Source organism: Novosphingobium sp. BL-S-33 (assembly GCF_056857025.1).
Genome location: NZ_CM166474.1, coordinates 49,714 through 73,342, shown reverse-complemented (window position 1 = coordinate 73,342; position 23,629 = coordinate 49,714). Strand labels below are relative to the sequence as shown.

The following is a 23,629-nucleotide window of genomic DNA, read 5'->3' as shown; positions in this document are numbered from 1 at the left end:
GACATGACCGAGCATTCCGCGCCGCGCAAGGCGCGCCTTCCCGCTGTGGATCCGCGCGCGCTGCTGACGTTTCGTGCCGTCTGCGAGACCGGCTCGATCAGCGCCGCCGCGCGTGCGCTGAACCTGTCGCAGCCGTCGGTCTCCAACACGATCGCGCTGCTGGAAAACCGGCTCGGCACCGTGCTGTTCGAGCGTGGGCGCGGCGGCATCGTGCTCACCCGCGAAGGGCTTGCGCTGCAACGCCGTTCCGAAGCGCTGGCAACCCTGCTGGCCGACGCGGTGAGCGACGTCGAGCACGCCCGGCACCGCATTTCCGGCCCTCTGCGCATCGGCGGCACTCCCGGCGCGCTGCTGACCCTGCTGCCCGGCGCGATCATGCGCGTGGAGGCGGCTCTGGGCGATTTCGCGCTCAGCGTGGTCGAACGTCCGGATGCCGAACTTCACGAGATGCTGCGGCAGGGCGAGATCGAACTGGCCATGGTCACCACCCGCATCGAAAGCGTGCCCGAGGGCATGGTGGAGACCACGGCGGCGCGCGATCCCTTCGCGCTGATCGTCGGCCCGCACCATGCGGCGCTGGCGGACCGGGTGTCGCTGCGCGAGGTAGAGGCGCTGGCCTGGGTCCTGCCCGAAGCGCGCGGGGCGTTCCGCCGTCAGGTCGACGCGCTGTTTATCGCGGCGGGCGTCTCGGTGCCGCGCACGACGATCCGTTGCGATTCCCTGCTGACCACGCGGGCCATCGTGCGCGAGACCGACCGGGTGACCGTGCTGCCCCGCACCGTGGCGCTGGACGGCGCCTCCGACGGTTCGATCCGAGCCATCGCCATTGCCGAGGCCGTGTTCGAGCGCAGCGTTGGCGTCCTGCGCATGGAAGGCGGAACACTCTCGCCGTTGGCCGAAGCAATGCTGGCGGCGCTTCCGGTGCTTCCGTAGCTTTCGTCGCCTTCTGTGGCTTTTGCAGCGCAATAGCCCCTCAAAAGACCGTCATCCCCGCGAAGGCGGGGATCCCGCTTGTTATTCTTTCAGCACGCAGAGACGCGGACGAAACGGTTGATTGCCGCGCGGTCTCCCTGCGTCTTCGCGTCTCTGCATGAACTCAACAAAAAGCGGGGCCCCCGCCTTCGCGGGGGCGACGAAGCAAAGTGGGCCAATTTCGCTCACGCAAATCGCGCCCATTCCATAGTCTCCAGCTATGGCAATCTGAAATATCATTATTTTACTTTGGGGCCTTCTATACGTTAGATCGGGCTCAACAAACGAACACACGGGAGAGAGCCATGCGGACCCTGATCCGCGATGCATCCATCTTCGACGGCAGCGGCAGCGCTCTCCAGACCGGCTCGGTGCTGGTGGACGGCGACCGCATCGCCCGAGTGGCTTACGGCGACGACGCTCTGGCGGGTGAAGCCGCCGACGTTGTGATCGACGGGCGCGGCAAGACGCTGATGCCCGGACTTGTCGACGCGCACACCCATCTCACCTGGGGGTCTTCGGTGGAAAAGATCTACCACCAGTTCATCCTCCCGCCTGACGAGCTGAAGGTCGCGGCATGGCGCAATGCGCGCGTGCTGCTCGACCATGGCTTTACCTCGATCTACTCGGCCGGTGCGCTGGGCGACATGATCGAGCCGGAACTCGCTGCTGCCATCGCGGCGGGCGAGACGCCGGGGCCGCGCATGGTTCCCTCTACTCTCGAACGCAGCCCCGAAGGCGAAGAGGGCGTCGAGACCGGCGACGTGTTCAATGGTCGCGGGCCCGATGCGATGCGCCAGTTCGTGGCTTACTGCAAGGACGAGGGCGTAAAGTCGATCAAGCTGGTCGTTTCCGGCGAAGACGCGCTGAAGCCCGGTTCGGCGATGCAGGTGCACTACACCCGCGAGGAAATGCTGGCGGCGGGTGAGGCAACGCGCGAGGCAGGCATGTGGATCGCCACCCACGCCTATTCGCCAGAGGCTATCGGCCTTGCCCTCGATGCCGGTGCGCGTATTCTTTACCACTGCTCGTTCGCCGATGCGGCGACTGTCGATCGCATGGCCGCGGACAAGGACAAGTTCTTCTACGCGCCCGGTCCCGGCGTTTCGGTGGCAGCGATCGAGGCCAATCCGCCGCCGCATGTCGACATGACGCACATGAAGGCCAGCGCCCATGAGCGCATGGGCCTTGAAGGCAAGCTGGTGCCCGAACTGAAGGCGCGCGGCGTGCGCATCCTGACCGGCGGCGACTATGGCTTTCCGTTCAATCCGCATGGCCGCAATGCCCGCGATCTGGAGCATTTCGTCCAGTATTTCGGCTTCACCCCCGCCGAAGCCCTGCGTTCCGCCACCCAGTACGGCGGCGAGTTGATGGGCCTTGAGGTCGGGCTGGTGAAGCAGGGCTGGCTGGCCGACCTGCTGCTGGTCGACGGCGATCCCACGGCGGATGTCGCGGTGCTGCAGGACAAGGACCGGCTGACCATGATCATGAAGGGCGGGGCGTTCCACAAGGCGCCCGCAGAGATCCAGACCACGGCTTAATGCCGACGCCTATCTAGGGGCTTACAAGATGTCGTACGACGTGGTTGTCGTAGGCTGCGGCCCTGTGGGCGCGCTGGCCGCGAACCTTCTCGGCCTGAAAGGGCTCAACGTACTGGTTCTCGAACGGGAACTGGAACACTATCCGCTGCCGCGCGCGGTTCACCTCGATCACGAGATGATGCGCCTGTTCCAGTCCACGACGGTCCTGAACGACCTTGAACGCGACATGGTCGCCACCGACGGGCACCTGCATATCGGCGCCGACCACGGCGTGATCCGCTACATGGGCACGGTGGGCAAACCGCGCCCGTTTGGGTGGGCGAACGACTATTTCTTCTACCAGCCCGAACTCGAAGCGCATCTGCGCGGCGGCTTCGCGGCAATGCCCAATGTCGAATTGAAGCTGGGTGGCAGCGTCGTCGGCCTCACGCAGGACGATAGCGGAGTTGCCGTCGAATACTTCGTCGCCGGCAAGCTTGAGGTGGCCGAGGCCCGCTGGGTGATCGCCTGCGACGGCGCGCGCAGTTCGGTCCGCAAGGCGCTGGGTGTCGTGCTGGACGATCTCGATTTCGAGGAACCCTGGCTCGTCGTCGATGCCGAAGTGGAGGGGCCGGTTGCCTTCCCGCCGCTCTCCGGAGTTCCGGAAGGGGCCGATCTCCAGCGCCTCTCGGTGATGATGTGCGATCCTTCGCGCCCCGCCACCGTGGTTCCCGGCCGCCGCGACCATCGCCGCTGGGAGTTCATGCTGCTCCCCGGCGAGGACGATACCGCGATGATGGCGCCCGAGAAGGTGGCTGAACTCGTGGGTGCGTGGATGGCCGATGTGCCGCACCGGATCGTGCGCGCGGCGACCTATCGCTTCCACGGCCTCGTCGCGCATCAGTGGCAGGTCGGCAACGTGTTCCTTGCCGGAGACGCCGCGCACCAGACGCCGCCGTTCTTCGGGCAGGGCATGTGCCATGGCCTGCGCGATGTCGCCAATCTGGCGTGGAAGATGGACGCGGTGGCCAACCACGGCGCCGACGCCTCGGTGCTCGATACCTACCAGCGTGAGCGCGATCCGCATGTCCGCGCGGTGATCGGCGCGGCTGTCGCCGCTGGGCGCTATATCTGCGAACTCGACCCTGCCGAGGCCGCCCTGCGCGATGCCCGCATCCGCGAGGAAGCGCGCCAGAAAGCCGGCGAGACCGCGCACGACCTGATCCCCGCGATCACGGAGGGCGTCGTCCTCGCCAAGACCTCCGGCGCAGGCGTGCGCTTCATCCAGCCGATCCTCTTCGACGGCCGCAAGCTCGACGATCTGACCGGCGGCGACTGGCGCCTCTTCGTCCGCGACGATGCCGTGGCCGGCAGCGCCGACGGCGTGACCCGCGTTTCCGCCAGCACTCTGCCGGACAACGGCGCGGTCATGGCATGGCTCGATGCCCACGACGCCGACGCCGTGCTCATCCGCCCCGACCACTACGTTTTCGGTACTGCCGTGCACAGCGCCGAGGATCTTCTCGCCGCCCGCGCGGCGCAGCTTTTCAGCCACCAGGAACTTGCCGCATGACTCTCACGCTGGCCCAGGCCCAGACCATCGTCACCGGTACGCTCGCCGAAGCGCGTGCCCGCAATGCCAAGCAACTGGCGGTGATCGTGCTCGACGCGGGCGCGCATCCGATGGCTTTCGCCCGCGAGGACGGGGCCAGCCTGTTCCGCTTCGATATCGCAAAAGCCAAGGCGCAAGGCGCGGTGGGCATGGATACCGATACCGCCGTTCTGGCCGAGCGCGCCAAGGGCAATCCGGTTTTCTTTCAAAGTGTCACCGCTGTCGTTGGCGGCCGCATCGCGTTTTCCCCCGGGGGGGTGGTGATCCGCGATGCCGCCGGCAGTCTGATCGGCGCCGTCGGCGTCAGCGGTGATACCGGCGAGTGCGATGCCGACTGCGCCCGCGCCGGTCTCCGTGCAGCGGGCTTTCTTCAGGAGCAGGCAGCATGAAACTGCGCAGCATCGAACTGGCGCTGCCCGATCCGGCCGCCGCCGCCACGTTCATGACCGAAATCTGGGGCATGGCCGCAGCCGAGGTTCAGGGCGACACCCATTACCTGCGCGGCTCCGGCCCGTTCCCCTATCTCGTCGCGTTCGAGAAGGCGGAGGACGAATTCGTCCGCTCGACCACGTTCGTCTGCACCGCCGATGAACTCGAAGCCCTGAAGCAGCGCATCGCCGCCGCAGGCTGGACCGCGCGTCCTACCGTCAGCGAAGACCTCGGCGGCGGGCAGGGCCTGCTGGTGGAACTGCCCGAAGGCACGATCCTGCGCTTCCTCGTGGGCGCCGACGAAGCAGAGCCGATCACCGGCCGCGACCTGCCGGTGAAGCTCACCCACGTGGTGTTCAACGCCGCCGATGCCGAAGCCTGCGGAGAGGCGGTGGAGGACATCCTTGGCTTCCGCGTCTCGGACCGCACCAAGGGCATGGTCTTCGTGCGCTGCAACGACAGCCACCACTCGACCGCTTTTGCCCGCGCCGGGTTCGCCTCGCTCAACCATGTCGCTTTCGAGATGGAGGATATCGATGCGGTGATGCGCGGCATCGGGCGCCTGCGCGACCATGCGATGGTGCCTGCCTGGGGCCCCGGCCGCCATGGCCCCGGCGCCAATGTCTACGCCTACTTCATCGCCCCGTTCGGCCCGGTGGTCGAATTCTCGACCGCCGTCGAGAAAGTGCCCGAGGACTACAAGGTGGGCGCGCCGGAAGACTGGACCTGGCCGCCGAACCGCATCGACCAGTGGGGCATCTCGGACAAGGATTTCGACGGTCTGCGCCGTGCCGAGGAACGCTTCCGCTTCCGCCGCGACTGGGACGCCGCGCCGCTCTGACCATTTGACCGCCGCCGCCGCAATCGCGGGGGGCAGGGGAGACTACGCATGAACCGTTACATCAGCTTCGAACGTCCCGACGGCAGCAAGAGCTTCGGCCGCCTTGAGGGGGACAAGGTTCTCGATCTCGGCGCCCCCGGCGGTGACGCATGGCTGAAGGACGTGCTCGGCGGCGATCTCGCCGGGCTGGCCGTGACGGGCGAGTTCGCTCGCGCCGCCGTCACGCTGCTGCCGGTCGTGCCGAACCCCGAGAAGATCCTCTGCGTCGGCCTCAACTATGCCACCCACGTCGCCGAGACCGGCCGCGAGCAGAAGGAACACCCGGCGATCTTCACCCGCTGGGCCGACAGCCTGATCGCGGATGGGGAGGCACTCGTCCGCCCGCCCGAAAGCGAGCGCTTCGACTATGAGGGCGAACTCGCCGTCGTGATCGGCAAGCCGGGCCGCCGCATCGCGCCCGAGAACGCATGGGAGCACGTCGCCGGTTTCGCGCCCTTCAACGACGGGTCGATCCGCGACTGGCAGCGCCACAACATCCAGTTCACCCCCGGCAAGACCTGGCCTGGCACCGGCGGCTTCGGCCCCTCAATGGTGGTCGCTTCGGAGGTGGAAGACCTCGCCGCGCAGCGCGTGCAGACCCGCGTGAACGGCGAACTGGTGCAGGATCAGCCGATCTCGGACATGATCTGGGATATCCCCACGGTCATCGCCTATTGCTCCACCTTCACCGAACTGAAGGCGGGCGACGTGATCGCCAGCGGCACCCCCGGCGGTGTCGGCGACAAGCGCAAGCCCCCGCTTTACCTCAAGGCCGGAGACACCGTGGAAGTGTCCATCGGCGTGATCGGCACGCTCACCAACCCCGTTATCGACGAAGCCTGACCGCGTTCACACGACAAAAGAAATATAAGGGAGAGGATCATCATGAACACCATTCGCAAGGCCCTGCTGCTCTCTGGCATCGCTGTGGGCGCGCTCGGCGCGCCCGCCATGGCGCAGGAGGCCGTCGCTGCCGCCGCGCCCCAGGCCTCCGACACCGGCGAGATCATCGTCACCGCCCAGCGCCGCGCCGAGAAAGTGACCGAGGTTCCGATCTCGATCACCGTCGCCAGCGCCGCGCAGCTTGAGCGCCAGCAGGTCAACACCGTCAACGATCTGGCCCGCATTGCGCCCAGCCTCGAAATCCAGTCCGCACCCGGCCAGAACACCGGCGGCGGCGGCTCGATCCGCGGCATCGGCACGATGACGTTCTCGCCCGGCGCGGTGGCCTCGGTCGGCGTCGTCGTCGATCAGGTGAGCCAGGGCAATGCCAACATTTCCGACCTGTTCGACATTGCCCGCGTCGAAGTGCTGAAGGGCCCGCAGGGCACGCTGTTCGGCCTGACGACTTCGGCGGGCGTCATCAACATCACCACCAACAAGCCCGATTTCACCAGCTTCTCCGCGCGCCTGCGCACCGAGCTTTCGGATGCGGGCACCGCCGGTTCGAAGTTCGGCAATCAGGTGGTTCAGGGCCTCGTCAACGTGCCGCTGGCCTCGAACGCCGCGCTGCGCGTGTCGGGCGTTGCCAACTTGCGGCAGGGCGTAAACCGTAACGCGACGACGGGCGATCTCAACGATACCGACCGTTACAGCGTGCGCGGCCGCTTCCTCTGGGAGCCGACCGACCGCCTCACCGTCAACCTGATCGGCGACTATGCGAAGAGCCGCTACGAGAACGGCGGCGACTTCTTCACGTTCGTCAAGACCAGCGGCCCCGGCACTTTCCTTGGCGGAGCCGGCACCGACGATGTGGGCATCACCGACCGCCTTGCCTCCTGCGGCGTCACGGCCAAGCCGGGCAACCGCGACTACTGCATGGATAACCATTTCGTCGGCAAGTCCGAGAACTATGGCGGTTCCCTGCAAGTCGATTACGAGGCCGATCCCTTCACGCTGACCTCGATCACGTCGGCCCGCAAGTCGAACGAGACGGGCTATGGCGCCGCTTCGGACGTGTTCCGCGCCGATCCGCTGCTGCTCCACGTCAACAACGATCCCGTCAATCGTGACCTCAGCCTGTTCACGCAGGAATTCCGCATCAGTTCGGCGGCGGGCCAGCCGATCGAGTACACGGTGGGCGCCTTCTACTCGAACCAGAAGCAGACCCGCGATCCGGAAACGGTTCGGGTGACACTGCAACCCTTCCCCGGCCTGGTGATCCCGATCGCCCCGCCGGCTGTCACCGAAGCGCTTACCATCCGCGACGAATCCCTGGCCTTCTTCGGGCAGGCGACAGGCCACGTCACCGACCAGTTCCGCCTGATCGGCGGCGTGCGCTATACCACCGACCGCCTCTCGCTCGACATGTTCGACACGGCCGGAGCCATCAACGATCGCGCCATTCTCAATACCAAGAAATGGTCGTGGCGCCTTGGCGCGCAGTATGACCTGACGTCCTCCACGATGACGTATGCAACCGTCTCGCGCGGCTTTAAGGGCGGCCAGATCGCGGTGCCGAGCGACGGCACCAACCCCTACGTCGTGCTCCCGGAAATCCCGACTTCCTATGAACTTGGCTTGAAGTCCACGTTGTTCGGCGGCTGGGTTGCGGATGCCAGCCTGTTCTACATGCAGATCGACAACTTCCAGGCGCAGGGCTGCACGGTGAACGCCAATGCGATCATCTCCTGCGTCCAGAAGAACGTGAACGGCGTGAAGACGCGCGGCGCCGAATTGAACTTCTTCGGCAACGTGACGCACAACCTCTCGCTCAACACCGGCTTCATCTATGCCAAGGCAACCTATCCCAAGAGCTACCTCGGGACCGACGGCACCGATATCGGCGGCAGCCAGCTTGCCTATTCGCCGCGCTACAAGTTCACCCTCTCGGGCCAGTACGACATTCCGCTGGGCGAGCGTTTCGGCGGCTTCCTATCGGTGGACACGGTCTGGAAGTCGCGCATCCGGTACGAGGAGAACTCGCTGGATGACACGACGTTCAAGCCGCACTGGATGGTCGGCGGACGCATCGGCGTGAAGACGGCGGACGACCGCTACACCGTGGCCGTCTTCGTGCGGAACGCCTTCAATGTCCACGAACCGAGCCTGATGCAGAGCAACTTCCCGTACACGAGCGTGAATGCCGCGAATGTGCCCGAGGCCAACATCGGCGCGATCTACGGCCCGCAATCGTACCGCAACGTCGGCATCAGCCTCGACGCCAAGTTCTGATGGCATCCCACGCGATGGACCGCCTGCTCCGGCAGGAACAGGCGGTCAGCGCGGCGATCAACGCGGTGCTGAGCGCGGCGTTCTTCGCCCTCGTCTTCGGGCTTGGAGCGCGGCAATTGACGATCGCGGCGCCGGATCGCTTCGCGCTCGACTTCCTGCCGCAGGGGCTGATGGTTTCGCTCATGGCCTCGCTCGTTCCCGCGCTGCTGGTTCGCGCGAAGCTGCGCAAGATGGGCTGCTTCGGACTGGGTTCGGGCCCCTCGGGCGGTGCCGTTAGGCGGATCGTGGCGAAGGGCGTGCTGCTGGGTCTTGCCAGTGCCGCGCTTCTGGCCGGTCTGGCGCTGTTCGGGCCGCTGCATGCGGTTTCCAGCCATCCGGCGCTCGCGTTCAAGATCGTTTACGGCGCGGCGCTTGGCCTTCTATGCACGCGGCTTGCCCTGACCGGGCTGTTCGGCACTATCTTCAGGGAGCACGCGGCATGACCGACAGCATCAGCCAGTTCGGCACCCGGCTCGGCCCCGACGTGGTGGGCGCCGTCCGCGCGCTCTACGAACCGGAACAGGCGCCGATTGCGGCGTCGCTGCTGCCCGTGGCGCTCGACTGCGCCTATGGACCCGACGCGCGCAACCGGCTGGACCTCTACCGCTCGAACGCAGCGGAAGACTTGCGCCCGGTGGTGCTGTTCGTCCACGGCGGCGGCTTCCTTGTCGGCGACAAGGGCGGCGAAAGCGGGTGGGCCAATGCCCATGTCGGCCGCTGGGCAGCGGCGAACGGCATGGTCGGCGCGGTGATGAACTACCGCCTCGCGCCGCAGCACATGTGGCCTTCCGGCGCGGAGGACGTGGGCCTCGCGGTCGACTGGCTGCGTGCCCATGTCGCCGGGCACGGCGGCGATCCCGACCGGATATTCCTGCTCGGCACCTCCGCAGGCGCGGTCCACGTCTCGGCCTTCCTCAAGGCGCGCGAGGACCATGCCGATCTCGTGCGCGGGGCGGCGCTGCTGTCCGGGCTCTACGGGGTCACACCGCTCGATGAGCGTGACATGCTCTATTACGGCCCGCAGGACTGTTACGGCCTGCGCATGCCGCTCTCGGCGGTGATGGAAACGCGCCTGCCGCTGCTGCTGGCCTGCGCCGAGTTCGATCCCCCCCGCTTCCAGGCCGAATGGGCCAGCCTCCTGCAAGCCCGCCTCGGCCGCCACGGCCACTTGCCGCGCGCGCACTATGCCAGCGGCCACAACCATTACTCCATGGCCATGCACCTCGGCACATCCGACCGCCGCTTGTCGGACGAGCTGCTGGCCTTCTTCGCCGACCATTCCTGAGGGGCATCCGATGACCAAGATTGCGAATCTCGACCGCCGAAGCCTGCTCGCCGCCGGTGCCATGGCCGCCGCCGCGCCGGTGATGGCTCGCTCTGCCGCAAAGCGCCCGAATCCGGCGTTTCCCAAGGGCTTCCTGTGGGGCGCCGCCACCGCGCCGCACCAGATCGAGGGTAACAATACCGCCTCCGACCTCTGGTTCATCGAGAACCAGCAGCCGACCATCTTCGCCGAACCTTCGGGCGATGCCTGCAACAGCTTCGGCCTCTGGGCGACCGACCTCGACATCGTGAAGTCGCTGGGCCTCACGACTTACCGCTTCGGCGTGGAATGGGCGCGGATCGAGCCGGAGAAGGGCCTGTTTTCGCAGGCCATGCTCGATTATTACAAGGGCATCGTCGCCGGTTGCCACGCGCGCGGGCTGGCGCCGCTGGTGACGTTCAACCACTTCACCGCGCCGCGCTGGTTCAGTGCGCAGGGCGGCTGGACCAATCCGGAAGCACCGCAGCTTTTCGCGCGCTATTGCGACAAGGTGGCGCGCGCCATCGGCGCCGATATTGCCATGGCCATGACGCTCAATGAGCCGAACCTGCTGCTGATCCTCAAGAACATGCTGCCGCCGCCGGTCTGGGACATGCAGCGCAAGACGCTGGACGTGGCCGCCAAACGCCTCGGCGTCGAGAAGTTCATCTGCGCCAATGTCGCCGGTGCCGAGGACATTCCCGCGCTCGAACAGGGGCTGCTGGCAGGGCACAAGGCGGCCCGCGCGGCGATCAAGGCGGTGCGCGGGGATCTGCCGGTGGGCTTCACGCTGTCCGTGCTGGACGATCAGGCGGCGGGCAAGAACTCGATGCGCGACAAGGTGCGGGCCGAACTCTACGGGGCTTGGCTGGACGTCGCCAAGGCCGACGACTTCATCGGCGTGCAGAATTACGAGCGGGCGGTGTGGAACGACAAGGGCCGCTTGCCCCCGCCCGATGGCGGTGACCGCAACTGGTCGGGTACCGAAGTCTGGGCACCCTCGCTCGAAGGCGCGGTGCGCTATGTTCATGGAGAGACCAAGGTTCCGGTTCTCGTCTCCGAACATGGCGTCGGCACCGAGGATGACAGCCTTCGCGCGCGGTTCATTCCGGCCGCGCTTGAGGGTCTGAAGAAGGCCATGGACGATGGCGTGCCGGTGCTCGGTTACATGCACTGGTCGCTGCTCGACAATTTCGAGTGGATCTTCGGCTACAAGCCGCGTTTCGGTCTGTGCAGTGTGGACCGCAAGACGTTCGCGCGCACGCCCAAGCCGAGCGCTTCGGTGCTGGGGGGGATTGCGAAGCGTAATTCGCTCTGAGAACTAGTGCGTTGAAATAAGCGGCCTACCTTCGTCATTGCGAGCGTAGCGAAGCAATCCAGGGCCGTTTTGCGCCGCTCTGGATTGCTTTGTCGGCTTTGCCTCCTCGCAATGACGAGGGGAAGGGGGGCGAAGCGTTGGGCTAGCCCGCAAGGCCGCAAATCAAACCTCGTCGTCCCCGCGTAGGCGGGGACCCCGCTTTTCTTGCGGCGTGGCGGAAGGCAGCGGGGCCCCCGCCTTCGCGGGGGCGACGGGTTTAGCGTGGGGTAGTTTTAGTGGGGGCAGTTTTGGCGCGGGGGTAGTTTCAGTGCGGAGCGGGCGCGTCCACGGATGCTCAGGCCACCACCACCCGAACTCCGGCCTCACGCAGCCGCTCGGCCATCTCGGCAGGGATACCGGCATCAGTGACCACCACGTCCACCTCATCCAGCCCGCAGACGATCGCGCCGGAGGATGAGCGGAACTTGGAACTGTCCACCAGCAGGATCACTTCCTCGGCCCGGTCCATGAAGCGGCGCTCCGCGGCGACGAGGATCACGTCCTGTTGCATCACCCCCTGCGGGCCGACGGCGGCGGCGCCCATGAACAGCTTGGGTGCATGGAAGCGCGGCATCGAATCCTCGCCCGCCGGGGCCAGCACGATGTTCTGCTCGCGGAACACCGTGCCCGAAGGCAGCAGGACGCGCGTGCCGGGTTGCGTCAGCAGGGCCTGCACGATGTGGAGAGAGTTGGTCAGCACCTGACAGTCCAGCCCGTCGAGATGCGCGCACATCTGCAAGGTGGTGGTGCCGCCATCGAGCATGATCGCCTCGCCCGGCTGGCAGAGTGCGGCGGCGGCCTTGCCGATGGCCTGTTTGACCGGGAGGTTCAGCGTGATCGACTGTTCGAACGGCGTTCCGGCTAGCCCGGGCTGACGCTCGGCGCGTTCCTCCGGCAGCTTGGCGCCGCCGTGAACGCGCAGGAGTTGGCCTTCTTCCTCCAGTCGCGAAAGGTCGCGCCGGATTGTCGCCGGAGAGGCCTCCAACTGCGCTTCCAGATCGCGATAGGTCACGAAGCCGCTGGGGCGCAGGGCTTCGAGGATCAATCTCTCACGCTCGGTCGAATGCATGGTAACCCTGTCGCAATGAGGGGGAGGCCTCTGGCCAACCCCCATGCCGCCAATTTCGCTCAAAATCCATCATTGGGTCATCAGATCGCCGCACCGGCATCGAGCATGTTGCCCGCACCGATCACGAGTGTCGCGCCCAGCAGCATGCCGATGCCGGTCAATACCGTCCTGCGCGTGCGGGTGCTCGCCCCGCGCCATTCCTTCAGCGCGAAGCCCCAGAGCGTGGAGAACAGGATGATCGACGCCATATGGAGCGTCCATGAGGAGAAGCCGTAGCGGCCCATCTGGCTCTCGCCCATCGTGTAGAAGAAGAACTGGAAGTACCACAGCGTGCCGCCCAGCGCGGCGAGCAGGTAGTTGGCGAGCAGCGGGGCGCGGGCATTGCCGCCTTCCTCACAGCTCTGGCCGAAGAACTGGCCGAAGCTGCGGTTGCGGCGGATCAGCAGGGCGCACCAGATCAGGTTGGTGGTCAGCCCGCCCGCCAGCACCACGCAGAGCACCGGCAGGCCCTGGCTCAGCGGGTCGGTGCCCGCGGCCAGCGTCAGGTCGCGGATCGGCTGGCCGGCGTCGAGCCCCCAGGCGAAGCAGCCCGACATCACGCCGGAGAACACCGCGATCAGCAGGCCCTTCTTCAGATTGAACTCGGCCACGCCTTCCGATGCGGCGCCGCCCAGATCCTTGTCCTTCGAATGCCCCGCGCGCGCGACGACGATGATGGCAAGCAGCGTAACGACGATGCCCAGCAGGGTCAGCTGCCCGCTCGTGCGGCTGGCGATTTCACCGATAGTGCCGTGGAAGATCGGCGGGCCCATGGTGCCGATCACGGTGGTCAGCCCCAGCGCCACCGCCATGCCGAGCGAGAGGCCGAGATAGCGCATGGTCAGGCCGAAGGTCAGCCCGCCGAAGCCCCACATCACGCCCCAGAACCAGCACCACAGCAGGGTGGAAGTCGGTGCCGCCGCCAGCACGCCCACCAGGTTCTCGGTCCGCAGCGAGGCGAAGACCCACGGGGCCAGCAGCCACGAGAAGATCCCGCCCGCCAGCCAGAACACTTCCCACGACCATAGCTTGATCCGCTTGTAGGGCACATAGAAGCTTGCCGAGGCAAAGCCGCCCAGCCAGTGAAATACGACGCCGAGCGCCGGGTTCCCTCCCATAATCGGTGTAATCCTCTCGTTTTGTTGTTGTTATCCGTCAGCAAGGCAGCTGCGGTTTATCTCTGAGATTTTCGTGGTGCCGGTGAGCGCCATGGCGACGCGCATTTCCGCTTCGATCAGCTTCAGCATCTTGGTGACGCCCGCCTCGCCGCCTGCACCCAAAGCCCATGCCCATGCGCGGCCCAGCAGCACGCCCTTGGCGCCGAGCGCCAGCATGCGCACCACGTCGAGGCCGGAGCGGATGCCGCCATCGGCCAGTACCGTCATCCGGTCTCCCACCGCATCGGCAATCGGCGGCAGCGCGCGGGCGCTGGAGAGCACGCCGTCCAGCTGGCGGCCGCCGTGGTTGGAAACGACCAGCCCGTCCGCGCCGAGTTCGGCGGCTTCCTTGGCGTCTTCCGGATCGAGAATGCCCTTGATGACCAGCGGGCCCTTCCATTCGGAACGAATGAAATCGAGGTCGCGCCAGTTGATCGAGGGGTCGAAATTATTGCGCATCCACGCGAAGAAGTCCTCGATCCCGGTCTTGCCCTGAAGCACCGGGGCGACATTGCCCAAAGTGTGCGGGCGGCCGTTGATGCCCACGTCCCAGGCCCAGTCCGGCTTCACGGCCGCTTGCGCGAAGCGCCATGCCGCGCCTTTCAGGCCGCCGGTACCGGCAAGGCCGGTGTGATAGTCGCGATAGCGGCTGCCGGGCACGGGCATGTCCACGGTGAAGACCAGCGTGGAGCAGCCTGCCTCCACCGCTTTCGCCAGAAGGTCCTTCATGAAGGCGCGATCGCGGATCATGTAGAGCTGGAACCAGAACGGCTTGCTTGCCGCCGCCGCCACTTCGCCAATAGTGCAGGCGCCCACGGTGGAGAGCGTGAAGGGAATGCCCGCCTTGTCCGCCGCGCGCACGGCCTGGCATTCGCCGCGCCGGGCATTGAGTCCGGCGAGGCCGATGGGGGCAAGAGCGACGGGCAGGGCCAGCTTCTGACCGAACAGTTCGGTCGAGAGGTCCAGCGCGGAAACGTCGCGCAGCACGCGCTGGCGCAGGGCAAGGCCGGCAAGGTCGGAGACATTGCGGCGCAGCGTTTCCTCGGCATAGGAGCCGCCGTCGATATACTCGAACAGGAAGCGCGGCAGGCGGCGGCGCGCGGCCTCGCGGAAGTCGGGGATCGAGGCAGTGATCATCAGGCAGGTTCCCGCAGGTGTTCGCGCCACTTCGCGCGGTAGGTGTCGAGGTCGCCTTCCAGCGGCTCGACGCGGCGAAGGCCGCCTTGCGCTTGCAGCAGCGGGTTGATCAGCCGCAAGGCGCCGAACGACACGTCGTTATGGGCATTGGCGACATAGACCTGCGTTTCCGGCCGCAGCGCGGCGAGCGCGCGGACGAAGACTTCGGCATCGGCGAAGCGCCCTTCGATCAGCAGGCGCTCCTTCGATCCGATCAGGTCGAGCGAGGTATCGGCGACCATCGCGGCATAGAGGCAGATGGCGGCGCGGCGGGCATACCAGGTGCCGGCCCATTCGTCCGGCTTGTTCATCCACTCGGCCTTGCCTTCGGGGAACGGGCCGAAGCCGGGGGCAAGCGTGGGCAGCATCATCGTGCCGCGTTCCAGCAGCGCGGGCACGGCCTCCATCAGCTTGGGCTGGTCGGGCCGGATATCGACGCGGCGGGTGTCGATCTGGATGATCGATTCGATCTCGCGCCCGCCCATGAAACGCGCGGAGGGCACCGGCCAGCCATAGGCATCGACATTGACCAAGGTATCGCGTGCCTCGGGCAGCGAGGAGATCGCGAAAGGCTCTGCCGCAAGGCGCATGGCGATGAACCATGTGCCGGTGGAAAGGATCGTCGCTTCCTGCCGGGCGATCTCGGCAAACCCGCGCGCGGCGAGCAGGGCGGCATTCGAATCGTGCAGGCCGGCCAGCACTTTGGCGCTGGCCGGAAGCCCGGTTTCGGCGGCGATTTCGGGGCGCAGGGTGCCGACGACATCGCTGGCCTTGGCGAGCGGCGCAAAACGATCTGCCCAGCCAAAGCGCTCCGCCATCGGCGAAAAGCGTGCATCCGCCGGGCACCAGAGGTCGGTGTGGCAGCCAAGGCTGGTCACTTCGCTGGCGAGCCCGCCGGAAAGGAACCACGCCCAATATTGCGCCCAAGGCACCAGCGTCGCGCGTTCCATCGCCTCGGGGTGACGCTGCGCCATCCAGTAGACTTGCGCGCCAAGGTTCAGGCCATCGGGCAGGGCGGGCGATCCGGTCAGCACGAATCGATCCCGCTCCTTGCGGTAGGCCGCCATGACGTCAGCGGGGATCGGCTGTTCGTAATCCAGTGGGGGGAACAGCAGGCCTTCTTCATCAAGCGCGGCGAAGCCCGCACCGTGGGCGACGGGGATCAGCGCTTCCACCGGATGGCCGGACCAACCGCGCAGCGTCGCGCGCAGCCATTGGCCGATTCCCGCGGCATCGAGGCAGCGCACGCCGTCTACTTCGCAAGGCATGTTGGGTCGCACCTGACGGTCGATCATGCGTCCGTCCCGCGTCCACAGCGTCAGCTTGCTGAGCGTTTTGCCGATGTCGACGACAATGAAAGTGCCGCTTCCTGCCATTCTCTCTGCCCGTTTATCGCCATGCTTGAACATGGTGTTGTTTGATTGGATTTGATCGTTTAGTATCGAATCAGATTGAACCTGAAAAGAGGTTTCGTTAGAGGATGCCCATGGACACTATCGCACCGGCCAAACCGGCGGCTCTCAGCGCCGCGCTTCCCTTCTCGGTCCCCTCCAGCCGCTGGGACGACTCGGTCGCCGCCACGCTGTCTCCAGCCGAACTTCTGCTCTACCGTTCGAACCTGCTCGGATCGGACCTGACCGTCACCAACTTCGGCGGCGGCAACACCTCCGCCAAGCTGGAAGAGATCGACCCGCTGACCGGCGAGACGGTGGAAGTGCTGTGGGTGAAGGGTTCGGGCGGCGACATCGGCTCGATGAAGCTGGACGGGTTCGCCACGCTCTACCAGCGCAAGCTGCTCGGCCTTGAGAAGCACTATGCCGGGCCGGACGACGACGACAAGATGGTCGGCTTCCTGCCGCACTGCACGTTCAACCTGAACGGCCGCGCCGCCTCCATCGACACGCCGCTGCACTCGCTGCTGCCGTTCGCGCATGTCGATCACGTCCACCCCGATGCGATCATCGCGCTGGCTGCCAGCTCGGGCGGCGAAGCGGCGACGAAGGAAATCTGGGGCGGCAAGATCGGCTGGCTCGGCTGGAAGCGCCCCGGCTACACGCTGGGCGTGATGCTGCGCGATTACGTCGCGGCCAACCCCGGCGTGGAGGGCGTCATGCTCGCCGGCCATGGCATCATCTGCTGGGCCGACAGCGCCAAGTCCTGCTACGAACACACCGTAGAGCTGATCGCCGATGCGGCGAACTACCTCAACGCGAAGCTTTCCGAAAAACCCGCTTTCGGTGGTGCGGTCCATTCCTCCTCCTCGGACCGCGCGGTCATTGCTGCCGACCTTATGCCCCGCCTGCGTGCTCAGATGACCGGGGCGCGGCGTAAGGTCGGCCATTTTTCGGATGACGCCGAAGCGCTGGAATTCGTGAACTCGGCCGAGTTCGAGCGTCTGGCCGCGCTGGGCACCTCGTGCCCCGATCACTTCCTGCGCACCAAGATCGCTCCCCTGACGCTCGATCCCGCGCGGCTTCAGGACGATGCCTACCTGGCGCAGAAGATTGCCGATTATCGCGATATGTACGCAGCCTATTACACGCGCTGCAAGCGTCCGAACTCGCCAGCGATGCGCGATGCCAACCCGGTGGTCGTGCTGGTGCCGGGCGTGGGCCGCATCACTTTCGCCACCGACAAGACCACCGCGCGCCTTGCCGGGGAATTCTACGGCAACGCCATCAATGTGATGCGCGGCGCGGAGGCCATCGGCGACTACATCGCGCTCGACGAGCAGGAAGCGTTCGACATCGAATACTGGCTGCTTGAGGAAGCCAAGCTCCAGCGCATGCCCGCACCCAAGCCGCTGGTTGGCCGTGTGGCGCTTGTCACTGGCGGCGCAGGCGGCATCGGCGCGGCCACCGCCGCGCGCCTGATGGCGGACGGCGCCTGCGTGCTGCTGGCCGACCGCGATGCGGGTGCCGTGGAGGAAGTCCGCGCCGGTTTCGCCAAGCAGTTCGGCAAGGACGTGGTCCGCGCCGCCGTCTGCGACGTGACCGACGAGGCGCAAGTGGCGGAAGCTTTCGCCGTGGCCGCGCGCGAATTCGGCGGGCTCGACATTCTTGTCGCCAATGCTGGCATCGCCTCATCGGCCCCGATCGAGGAGACCACGATCGAACTGTGGAACCGCAATTACGACGTGCTGGCGCAGGGCTACTTCCTCACCAGCCGCGCCGCATGGCCGCTGCTGAAGGGCATGAAGGAGCAGGGCGGGACTTCGGTGGTGTTCATCGGCTCGAAGAACGGCGTGGCGGCGGCCACCAATGCCTCCGCCTATGCCTCTGCGAAGGCAGCGGCGAACCACCTTGCGCGCTGTCTGGCGTTGGAAGGCGCGCCGCACGGCATCCGCGTCAACGTGGTCAACCCCGATGCGGTCATCAAGGGCAGCAAGATCTGGGACGGCGACTGGCGCAAGGAACGAGCGGGCGCCCACGGGATCGACACCGGCAAGGAACTGGAAGAGCACTACCGCAACCGCTCCATGCTGAAGCGTGACGTGCTGCCTGCGGACATTGCCGAGGCGGTCTATTTCCTCGCCGGCGACCAGTCGGCGAAATCGACCGGCAACATGATCAATGTCGATGCCGGTAACGCGCAGGCGTTCACGCGCTAAGAGGTCTATTCGGGGAATGTGCGAACCGGCGCATTCCCCTTTCCGGCACTGCGGTACCGGATGGGTAAGAGGATACAAGAATGAGCAGACTGCCGATTTCCGAAGAGCTGATCGCCGAAGCCAACGCCCGCGCGGCGGAAGCGCTGGAGGACGAATACGCCTCGCTCGGTCGCAAGCTGGAACGTTCGGGCATCGCCATCGATGCGATCAAGGACAAAGTCGCCGCCTTCTCGGTCGCGGTTCCCTCGTGGGGCGCGGGTCGGGGCGGCACGCGCTTTGCCAAGTTCCCGATTGCCGGCGAGCCGACCTCCATTCACGAAAAGCTGGAAGACTGCGCCGTCATCAACCAGCTTTCGCGCCTGACCCCGCGCGTCTCGCCGCATTTCCCGTGGGACAAGGTGTCTGACTACAAGGCGCTGCGTGAAGAGGCCGCCAGCCTTGGCCTCGGCTTCGATGCGGTGAATTCCAACACCTTCCAGGACCAGAAGGACCAGGCTCACACTTACGCCACCGGTTCGCTTTCCTCGACCATCGAGGCCACGCGCCAGCAGGCGGTGGAGCACAACATCGAATGCATCGAGATCGGCAAGCAGCTCGGCTCTACCGACCTGACGGTGTGGGTGGGGGACGGCACCAACTTCCCCGGCCAGCAGGACCTTGGCCGCAGCCTCGACCGCTATCTGGATGCCGCCGCGCAGGTCTACGCCGCGCTGCCGGATGATTGGCGGATGCTGCTGGAACACAAGATGTTCGAACCGGCGTTCTACTCCACCGTCATCAGCGACTGGGGCTCGTCGATCCTCGCCGCGCAGGAACTGGGCCCCAAGGCCAAGTGCCTTGTCGACCTTGGCCACCATGCGCCGAACGTCAATATCGAGCAGATCGTGGCGCGCCTCCACCGCTTCGGCAAGCTGGGCGGCTTCCACTTCAACGACAGCAAGTACGGCGACGACGATCTCGATTCGGGCTCGATCAACCCGCACCAGCTGTTCCTCGTGTTCAACGAACTGGTCGAGGCGGAACTGGCCCCGCGTGACGGCTTCCGCCCCGCCTACATGATCGACCAGTCGCACAACGTGACCGATCCGATCGAGTCCATGCTGTCCTCGGCCGAAGCCATCGGCTCCTGCTATGCCAAGGCACTGCTGGTGGACCGTGAGGCGCTGCATCTCTCGCAGGAAGCCAACGACACGATGATGGCCTTCCAGGCGCTGCGCCGTGCCTACAACGTCGATGTCAGCCCGATCCTTGCCAAGGCGCGCGTGGAAGCGGGCGGCGCGGCGGACGTGCTGGGCGTCTACCGCGAAAGCCGCTGGCGCGACCGCAAGGCGCAGGAACGCAAGGCCGTGGGCCTTGGCGCCGGGATCGTCTGATACCGAGGCCCATCGCCATCCCTTTCCTTTCGTCATCGCGAGCCCGCGAAGCGGGAGAAGCGATCCGGGGCCGCGTAAAGCGCTCCTGGATCGCCACGCGACCTTCGGTCGCTCGCAATGACGAAGAGGGCGACGAAGAGGGGGCTGTGAGCGCCCGATTACCACGATGAATTCCCGGACAAGGGGCGCAAAAGCCCCACCGGAAACCCTTTCGCCGGGACGGATAGGTCCCGGCGTTGGGGCAAGAACAGAACAACCACGACAATAATAATCGACACAACCATTTGGATCCGGGAGGGATTATGCCGATCCATTCGCTTCGTACCGTGCTTTGTCTTGCTACGGCGCTCGTTGCTGTGCCGTCTTTCGCGCAGGAGCGGTCCGCTCCGCCTGCGCCCGCCGCGAATGCCCCGCTGGAAGAACAGTTCCGCGATCCGCCGAATTCCGCCCGCCCGCGCGTCTGGTGGCACTGGATGAACGGCAACATCTCCAAGGACGGCATCGCCAAGGACATCGCGTGGATGAAGCGCGTGGGCATCGGCGGCCTCCAGAACTTCGACGCCAATCTCCAGACCCCGCAAGTGGTGGACCACCGCCTCGTCTACATGACACCCGAGTGGAAGGACGCCTTCCGCTTTGCCGCGCAGGAAGCGGACCGGCAGGGCCTTGAACTAGCCATCGCGTCCTCGCCCGGCTGGTCCGAAACCGGCGGTCCTTGGGTCAAGCCCGAGGACGGTTTGAAGAAGCTGGTCTGGAGCGAGACGCAAGTGACCGGCGGCAAGGCCTTCACCGGCAAACTTGCCCCGCCGCCCGGCGCGACCGGTCCCTATCAGGACCTGCCGATGGCCAAGAGCATCGAGGAGATGATCTCCGGCGCGAAGGGCGCAGAGCCGCCGCAGCACTATCAGGACGTGGCCGTGCTCGCCGTGCCGCTGGCGACGATAGCCATGGCGCGCCCGCGCGCGACGCTGGGTGACGGCAGCATGATCGACGGCGGCGCCCTGAGCGATCAGGATCTCAACACCGGCGTCGATGTGCCCCACGGCACGCCGGACAAGCCCAACGCCGTACTGCTGGCTTATGACAAGCCGCAGACGATCCGTTCCGCCTCGATCTTCCTGCCGGGCGCGCGGATGATGTTCGGCGGGCCTTCGGTCGCGCCGGTGCTCGAAGCGAGCGACGATGGCAAGACATGGCGCAAGGTGGCCGACTTCCATGTCGAGCAGGTGCCCACCACCATCGCTTTCGCGCCGGTCACCGCGCGCCAGTTCCGCGTGGTGCTGACGCCGCTTTCGCCCACCATGTCGAACATGGGCTCGGCCGCGCCGGGGCTTGCCATGGATCTGGGCGCGATGATGGGAGCCGTGGGCGCCCTACCGTTCCGCGTTGCCGACTTCAGGCTCTCCGGCGAAGCGACGATCGACCAGTCGCAGCTCAAGGCCGGTTATGCGATCCCGCACGATTACTACGCGCTCGGCAATCCGGGCGACGGGGCCAAGGGGCCGGACGTTGGCAAGGTGATCGACCTCACCGGCAAGCTGCGCGCCGACGGCACGCTCGACTGGACGCCGCCTGCCGGAAACTGGCGCGTGATCCGCATGGGCTATTCGCTGCTCGGCACCACCAACCACCCCGCGCCGCCCGAGGCGACCGGGCTTGAGGTGGACAAGTTCGACGGCGACGCGGTGCGCCGCTACCTCGATCACTACCTTGGCATGTACAAGGACGCCGCCGGGCCCGGGATGGTCGGCCAGCGCGGCGTGCGCGCACTGTTGACCGATTCCATCGAAGTCGGCGCCGCCAACTGGACGCCGAAGATGGTGGAACAGTTCAAGCGCCTGCGCGGCTACGATCCCACCCCGTGGCTGCCGACGATCACCGGTACCCTGGTCGGCAGCCGCGAAGACAGCGACCGCTTCCTCTACGACTATCGCCGCACCCTGGCGGACCTGATGGCCAGCGAGCACTACGGCACTGTCGCCAAGGTGGCGCATGAGAACGGCCTCAAGGTCTATGGCGAGGCGCTGGAAGACCATCGCCCCTCGCTGGGTGACGACATGACCATGCGCAGCCATACCGACGTGCCGATGGCCGCGATGTGGACCCACTCGCGCGAGCAGGGGCCGAACCCCAGCTATCTGGCCGACATCAAGGGCGCCGCGTCGGTCGCGCATCTTTACGGCCAGAACCTCGTGGCGGCGGAATCGATGACTGCCGCGCTCAATCCGTGGAACTTCGCGCCCAAGGACCTGAAGCGGATCATCGATCTGGAGTTCGTCACCGGCGTCAACCGGCCGGTGGTGCACACCTCGGTCCACGTGCCGGTGGACGACAAGAAGCCGGGCCTCTCGCTCTTCATCTTCGGCCAGTATTTCAACCGGATGGAAAGCTGGGGCGAGATGGCGAAGCCTTGGGTGGACTACATTGCGCGGTCCTCGCTGCTGCTTCAGGACGGCCACAATGTCGCGGACGTGGCCTACTTCTACGGCGAGGAAGCGCCGCTGACCGGGCTTTACGGCGACAAGCCGGTGGCCGATGCCCCGGTGACATACGCCTATGACTTCCTCAGCCACGATGCGCTGACCGACCTGCTGACCAACGACGGCAACGAAGTGGTCGCGCCCAGCGGCGCGCGTTACCGGGCGATCTACCTCGGCGGGTCTTCGCAGCACATGACGCTCGGCGCGCTCACGAAACTGGCCGCGCTGGTAGAGGGCGGGGCGACAGTGATCGGCGAGGCGCCGGTCTCGACGCCCAGCCTGATGGCGGAGGGCAAGAGCGGCGAATGGAGCGCGCTGGTGGCCAAACTCTGGCCGGGCAGCGGCGACGCCACGGTCGGCAAGGGCCGGGTGATCGCCGGCAAGGATGTCGAGGGTGCACTCCGGACACTGGGCGTGGCGCCTGACTTCGCCTTTACCGGCGCCAATGCGGGCGTGAAAATCCCCTTCGTCCACCGCCGCGATGCGCAGGGCGAGATCTACTATCTCTCCAACCCGCAAGCGAGCCCGCAGACCATCGACGCGCACTTCCGCATCACCGGCAAGGCGCCTGAACTCTGGCATGCCGAAACCGGAACCAGCGAGCCGGTCAGCTATCGGATCGAGAATGGCGAGACGGTCGTGCCGCTCAGCCTCGTGGCGGACGATGCGGTCTTCGTGGTGTTCCGCAAGCCTGCCACCGCGCAGAGCCTGACGGTGCCTGCCAAGCCGGTGCAGAAGCTGGCCTCGCTCGATGACGGGTGGTCCGTGCGCTTCCAGACCGATCGCGGTGCCCCTGCTACGGTGGCGATGGCGAAGCTCTCTCCGCTGAACGAAAGCAGCGATCCGGGCGTGAAGTACTTCTCGGGCGAGGCGACCTATTCGCGCAGCTTCGCACTGCCGAAGGGCGCCAAGACGGGGCAGCCGCTGTGGCTCGATCTGGGGCAGGTGGGCGATCTTGCCGAAGTGCGGGTGAACGGCCAGCCCGTCGGCGCGGCGTGGCATGCGCCGTACCGGATCGACATCGGCAAGGCGGTGAAGTCCGGCAGCAACACCATCGAGGTGAAGGTGGCGAACCTCTGGGTCAACCGCCTGATCGGCGATGCCCAGCCGGGCGCGCAGAAGATCACCTGGACTGCGTTGCCCACCTACAAGCCTGACGCGCCGCTGCGGCCTTCGGGGCTGATCGGGCCGGTTGTGCTGGAAGGCGGGAAGTAAGGGGTCGGGGCTCGGGCTCCGCCGAAAAGGCGAGCCCGAGCCATTTGAAAATAATACAGAACTCGAGCCAAAAACTTCGTCATCCCCGCGAAGGCGGGGATCCCGCTTCTTGTTTTTCAAGCACGCAGAGACGCGGAGACGCAGAGAGATCGTGCTGGCGACCACCTCTCTGCGTCTCCGCGTCTCTGCGTGAACCTAAAAAGCGGGGCCCCCGCCTTCGCGGG

The 23,629-nt window shown here is 66.2% G+C and carries 17 protein-coding genes; 13 read left to right on the top strand and 4 right to left on the bottom strand.

All coding sequences use genetic code 11. The annotated features are described in order from the left end of the window. The first annotated feature begins 3 nt into the window (after nt 1-3). From AC1VVM_RS00290 to AC1VVM_RS00245, 10 genes are all read left to right on the top strand, one after another. Nucleotides 4-933 (top strand): LysR family transcriptional regulator, encoded by a 930-nt coding sequence (locus tag AC1VVM_RS00290; RefSeq protein WP_482955572.1) that lies wholly within the window; start codon nt 4-6, stop codon nt 931-933. A 344-nt stretch (nt 934-1,277) separates the two neighbouring features. Then, a complete protein-coding gene (locus AC1VVM_RS00285) occupies nt 1,278-2,513 on the top strand; it encodes an amidohydrolase family protein (protein ID WP_482955571.1) in 1,236 nt (411 codons plus the stop codon). A 28-nt stretch (nt 2,514-2,541) separates the two neighbouring features. Beyond that, the gene (locus AC1VVM_RS00280) at nt 2,542-4,065 is read left to right on the top strand and encodes a bifunctional 3-(3-hydroxy-phenyl)propionate/3-hydroxycinnamic acid hydroxylase (protein ID WP_482955570.1); all 1,524 of its coding nucleotides are present in this window, start codon (nt 2,542-2,544) and stop codon (nt 4,063-4,065) included. Next, on the top strand, nt 4,062-4,493 hold the full coding sequence (locus AC1VVM_RS00275) for a GlcG/HbpS family heme-binding protein (RefSeq protein WP_482955569.1): 432 nt from the start codon (nt 4,062-4,064) through the stop codon (nt 4,491-4,493). The genes AC1VVM_RS00280 and AC1VVM_RS00275 overlap by 4 nt, the downstream gene beginning before the upstream one ends. Continuing rightward, entirely contained in the window at nt 4,490-5,374 is an 885-nt protein-coding gene (locus AC1VVM_RS00270) for a VOC family protein (protein ID WP_482955568.1), read from the top strand. Before AC1VVM_RS00275 ends, AC1VVM_RS00270 begins: the two co-directional genes overlap by 4 nt. Nucleotides 5,375-5,422: 48 nt before the next feature. Further along, on the top strand, nt 5,423-6,256 hold the full coding sequence (locus AC1VVM_RS00265; protein ID WP_482955567.1) for a fumarylacetoacetate hydrolase family protein: 834 nt from the start codon (nt 5,423-5,425) through the stop codon (nt 6,254-6,256). Between the two features lie 42 nt (nt 6,257-6,298). After that, nucleotides 6,299-8,587 (top strand): TonB-dependent receptor, encoded by a 2,289-nt coding sequence (locus AC1VVM_RS00260; protein ID WP_482955566.1) that lies wholly within the window; start codon nt 6,299-6,301, stop codon nt 8,585-8,587. After that, on the top strand, nt 8,587-9,069 hold the full coding sequence (locus AC1VVM_RS00255; protein WP_482955565.1) for a hypothetical protein: 483 nt from the start codon (nt 8,587-8,589) through the stop codon (nt 9,067-9,069). Before AC1VVM_RS00260 ends, AC1VVM_RS00255 begins: the two co-directional genes overlap by 1 nt. After that, nucleotides 9,066-9,911, top strand: coding sequence for an alpha/beta hydrolase (locus tag AC1VVM_RS00250; protein ID WP_482955564.1), 846 nt, complete (start codon nt 9,066-9,068; stop codon nt 9,909-9,911). Before AC1VVM_RS00255 ends, AC1VVM_RS00250 begins: the two co-directional genes overlap by 4 nt. A 10-nt stretch (nt 9,912-9,921) precedes the next feature. Continuing rightward, the gene (locus AC1VVM_RS00245; RefSeq protein WP_482955563.1) at nt 9,922-11,247 is read left to right on the top strand and encodes a family 1 glycosylhydrolase; all 1,326 of its coding nucleotides are present in this window, start codon (nt 9,922-9,924) and stop codon (nt 11,245-11,247) included. A gap of 334 nt (nt 11,248-11,581) precedes the next feature. On the opposite strand, the gene AC1VVM_RS00240 is transcribed toward AC1VVM_RS00245, so the two are convergent. The 4 genes from AC1VVM_RS00240 to AC1VVM_RS00225 form a co-directional block, all read right to left on the bottom strand. Continuing rightward, on the bottom strand, nt 11,582-12,355 hold the full coding sequence (locus tag AC1VVM_RS00240) for a DeoR/GlpR family DNA-binding transcription regulator (protein WP_482904783.1): 774 nt from the start codon (nt 12,353-12,355) through the stop codon (nt 11,582-11,584). A gap of 80 nt (nt 12,356-12,435) precedes the next feature. Continuing rightward, nucleotides 12,436-13,512, bottom strand: coding sequence for an L-rhamnose/proton symporter RhaT (gene rhaT / locus AC1VVM_RS00235; protein WP_482955562.1), 1,077 nt, complete (start codon nt 13,510-13,512; stop codon nt 12,436-12,438). A 30-nt stretch (nt 13,513-13,542) separates the two neighbouring features. Continuing rightward, on the bottom strand, nt 13,543-14,688 hold the full coding sequence (lldD, locus tag AC1VVM_RS00230) for an FMN-dependent L-lactate dehydrogenase LldD (RefSeq protein WP_482955561.1): 1,146 nt from the start codon (nt 14,686-14,688) through the stop codon (nt 13,543-13,545). Continuing rightward, complete coding sequence (locus AC1VVM_RS00225; RefSeq protein WP_482955560.1) at nt 14,688-16,103, bottom strand: FGGY-family carbohydrate kinase; 1,416 nt, start codon at nt 16,101-16,103, stop codon at nt 14,688-14,690. The genes lldD and AC1VVM_RS00225 overlap by 1 nt, the downstream gene beginning before the upstream one ends. Nucleotides 16,104-16,213: 110 nt before the next feature. Here AC1VVM_RS00225 and AC1VVM_RS00220 point away from each other — a divergent pair, with 110 nt between their 5' ends. The 3 genes from AC1VVM_RS00220 (at nt 16,214) to AC1VVM_RS00210 (ending at nt 23,405) form a co-directional block, all read left to right on the top strand. Next, the gene (locus AC1VVM_RS00220) at nt 16,214-18,337 is read left to right on the top strand and encodes a bifunctional rhamnulose-1-phosphate aldolase/short-chain dehydrogenase (protein WP_482955559.1); all 2,124 of its coding nucleotides are present in this window, start codon (nt 16,214-16,216) and stop codon (nt 18,335-18,337) included. Between the two features lie 80 nt (nt 18,338-18,417). After that, complete coding sequence (gene rhaI, locus AC1VVM_RS00215) at nt 18,418-19,710, top strand: L-rhamnose catabolism isomerase (RefSeq protein WP_482955558.1); 1,293 nt, start codon at nt 18,418-18,420, stop codon at nt 19,708-19,710. 302 nt (nt 19,711-20,012) lie between these two features. Next, on the top strand, nt 20,013-23,405 hold the full coding sequence (locus tag AC1VVM_RS00210) for a glycosyl hydrolase (RefSeq protein WP_482955557.1): 3,393 nt from the start codon (nt 20,013-20,015) through the stop codon (nt 23,403-23,405). Nucleotides 23,406-23,629: the final 224 nt, after the last annotated feature.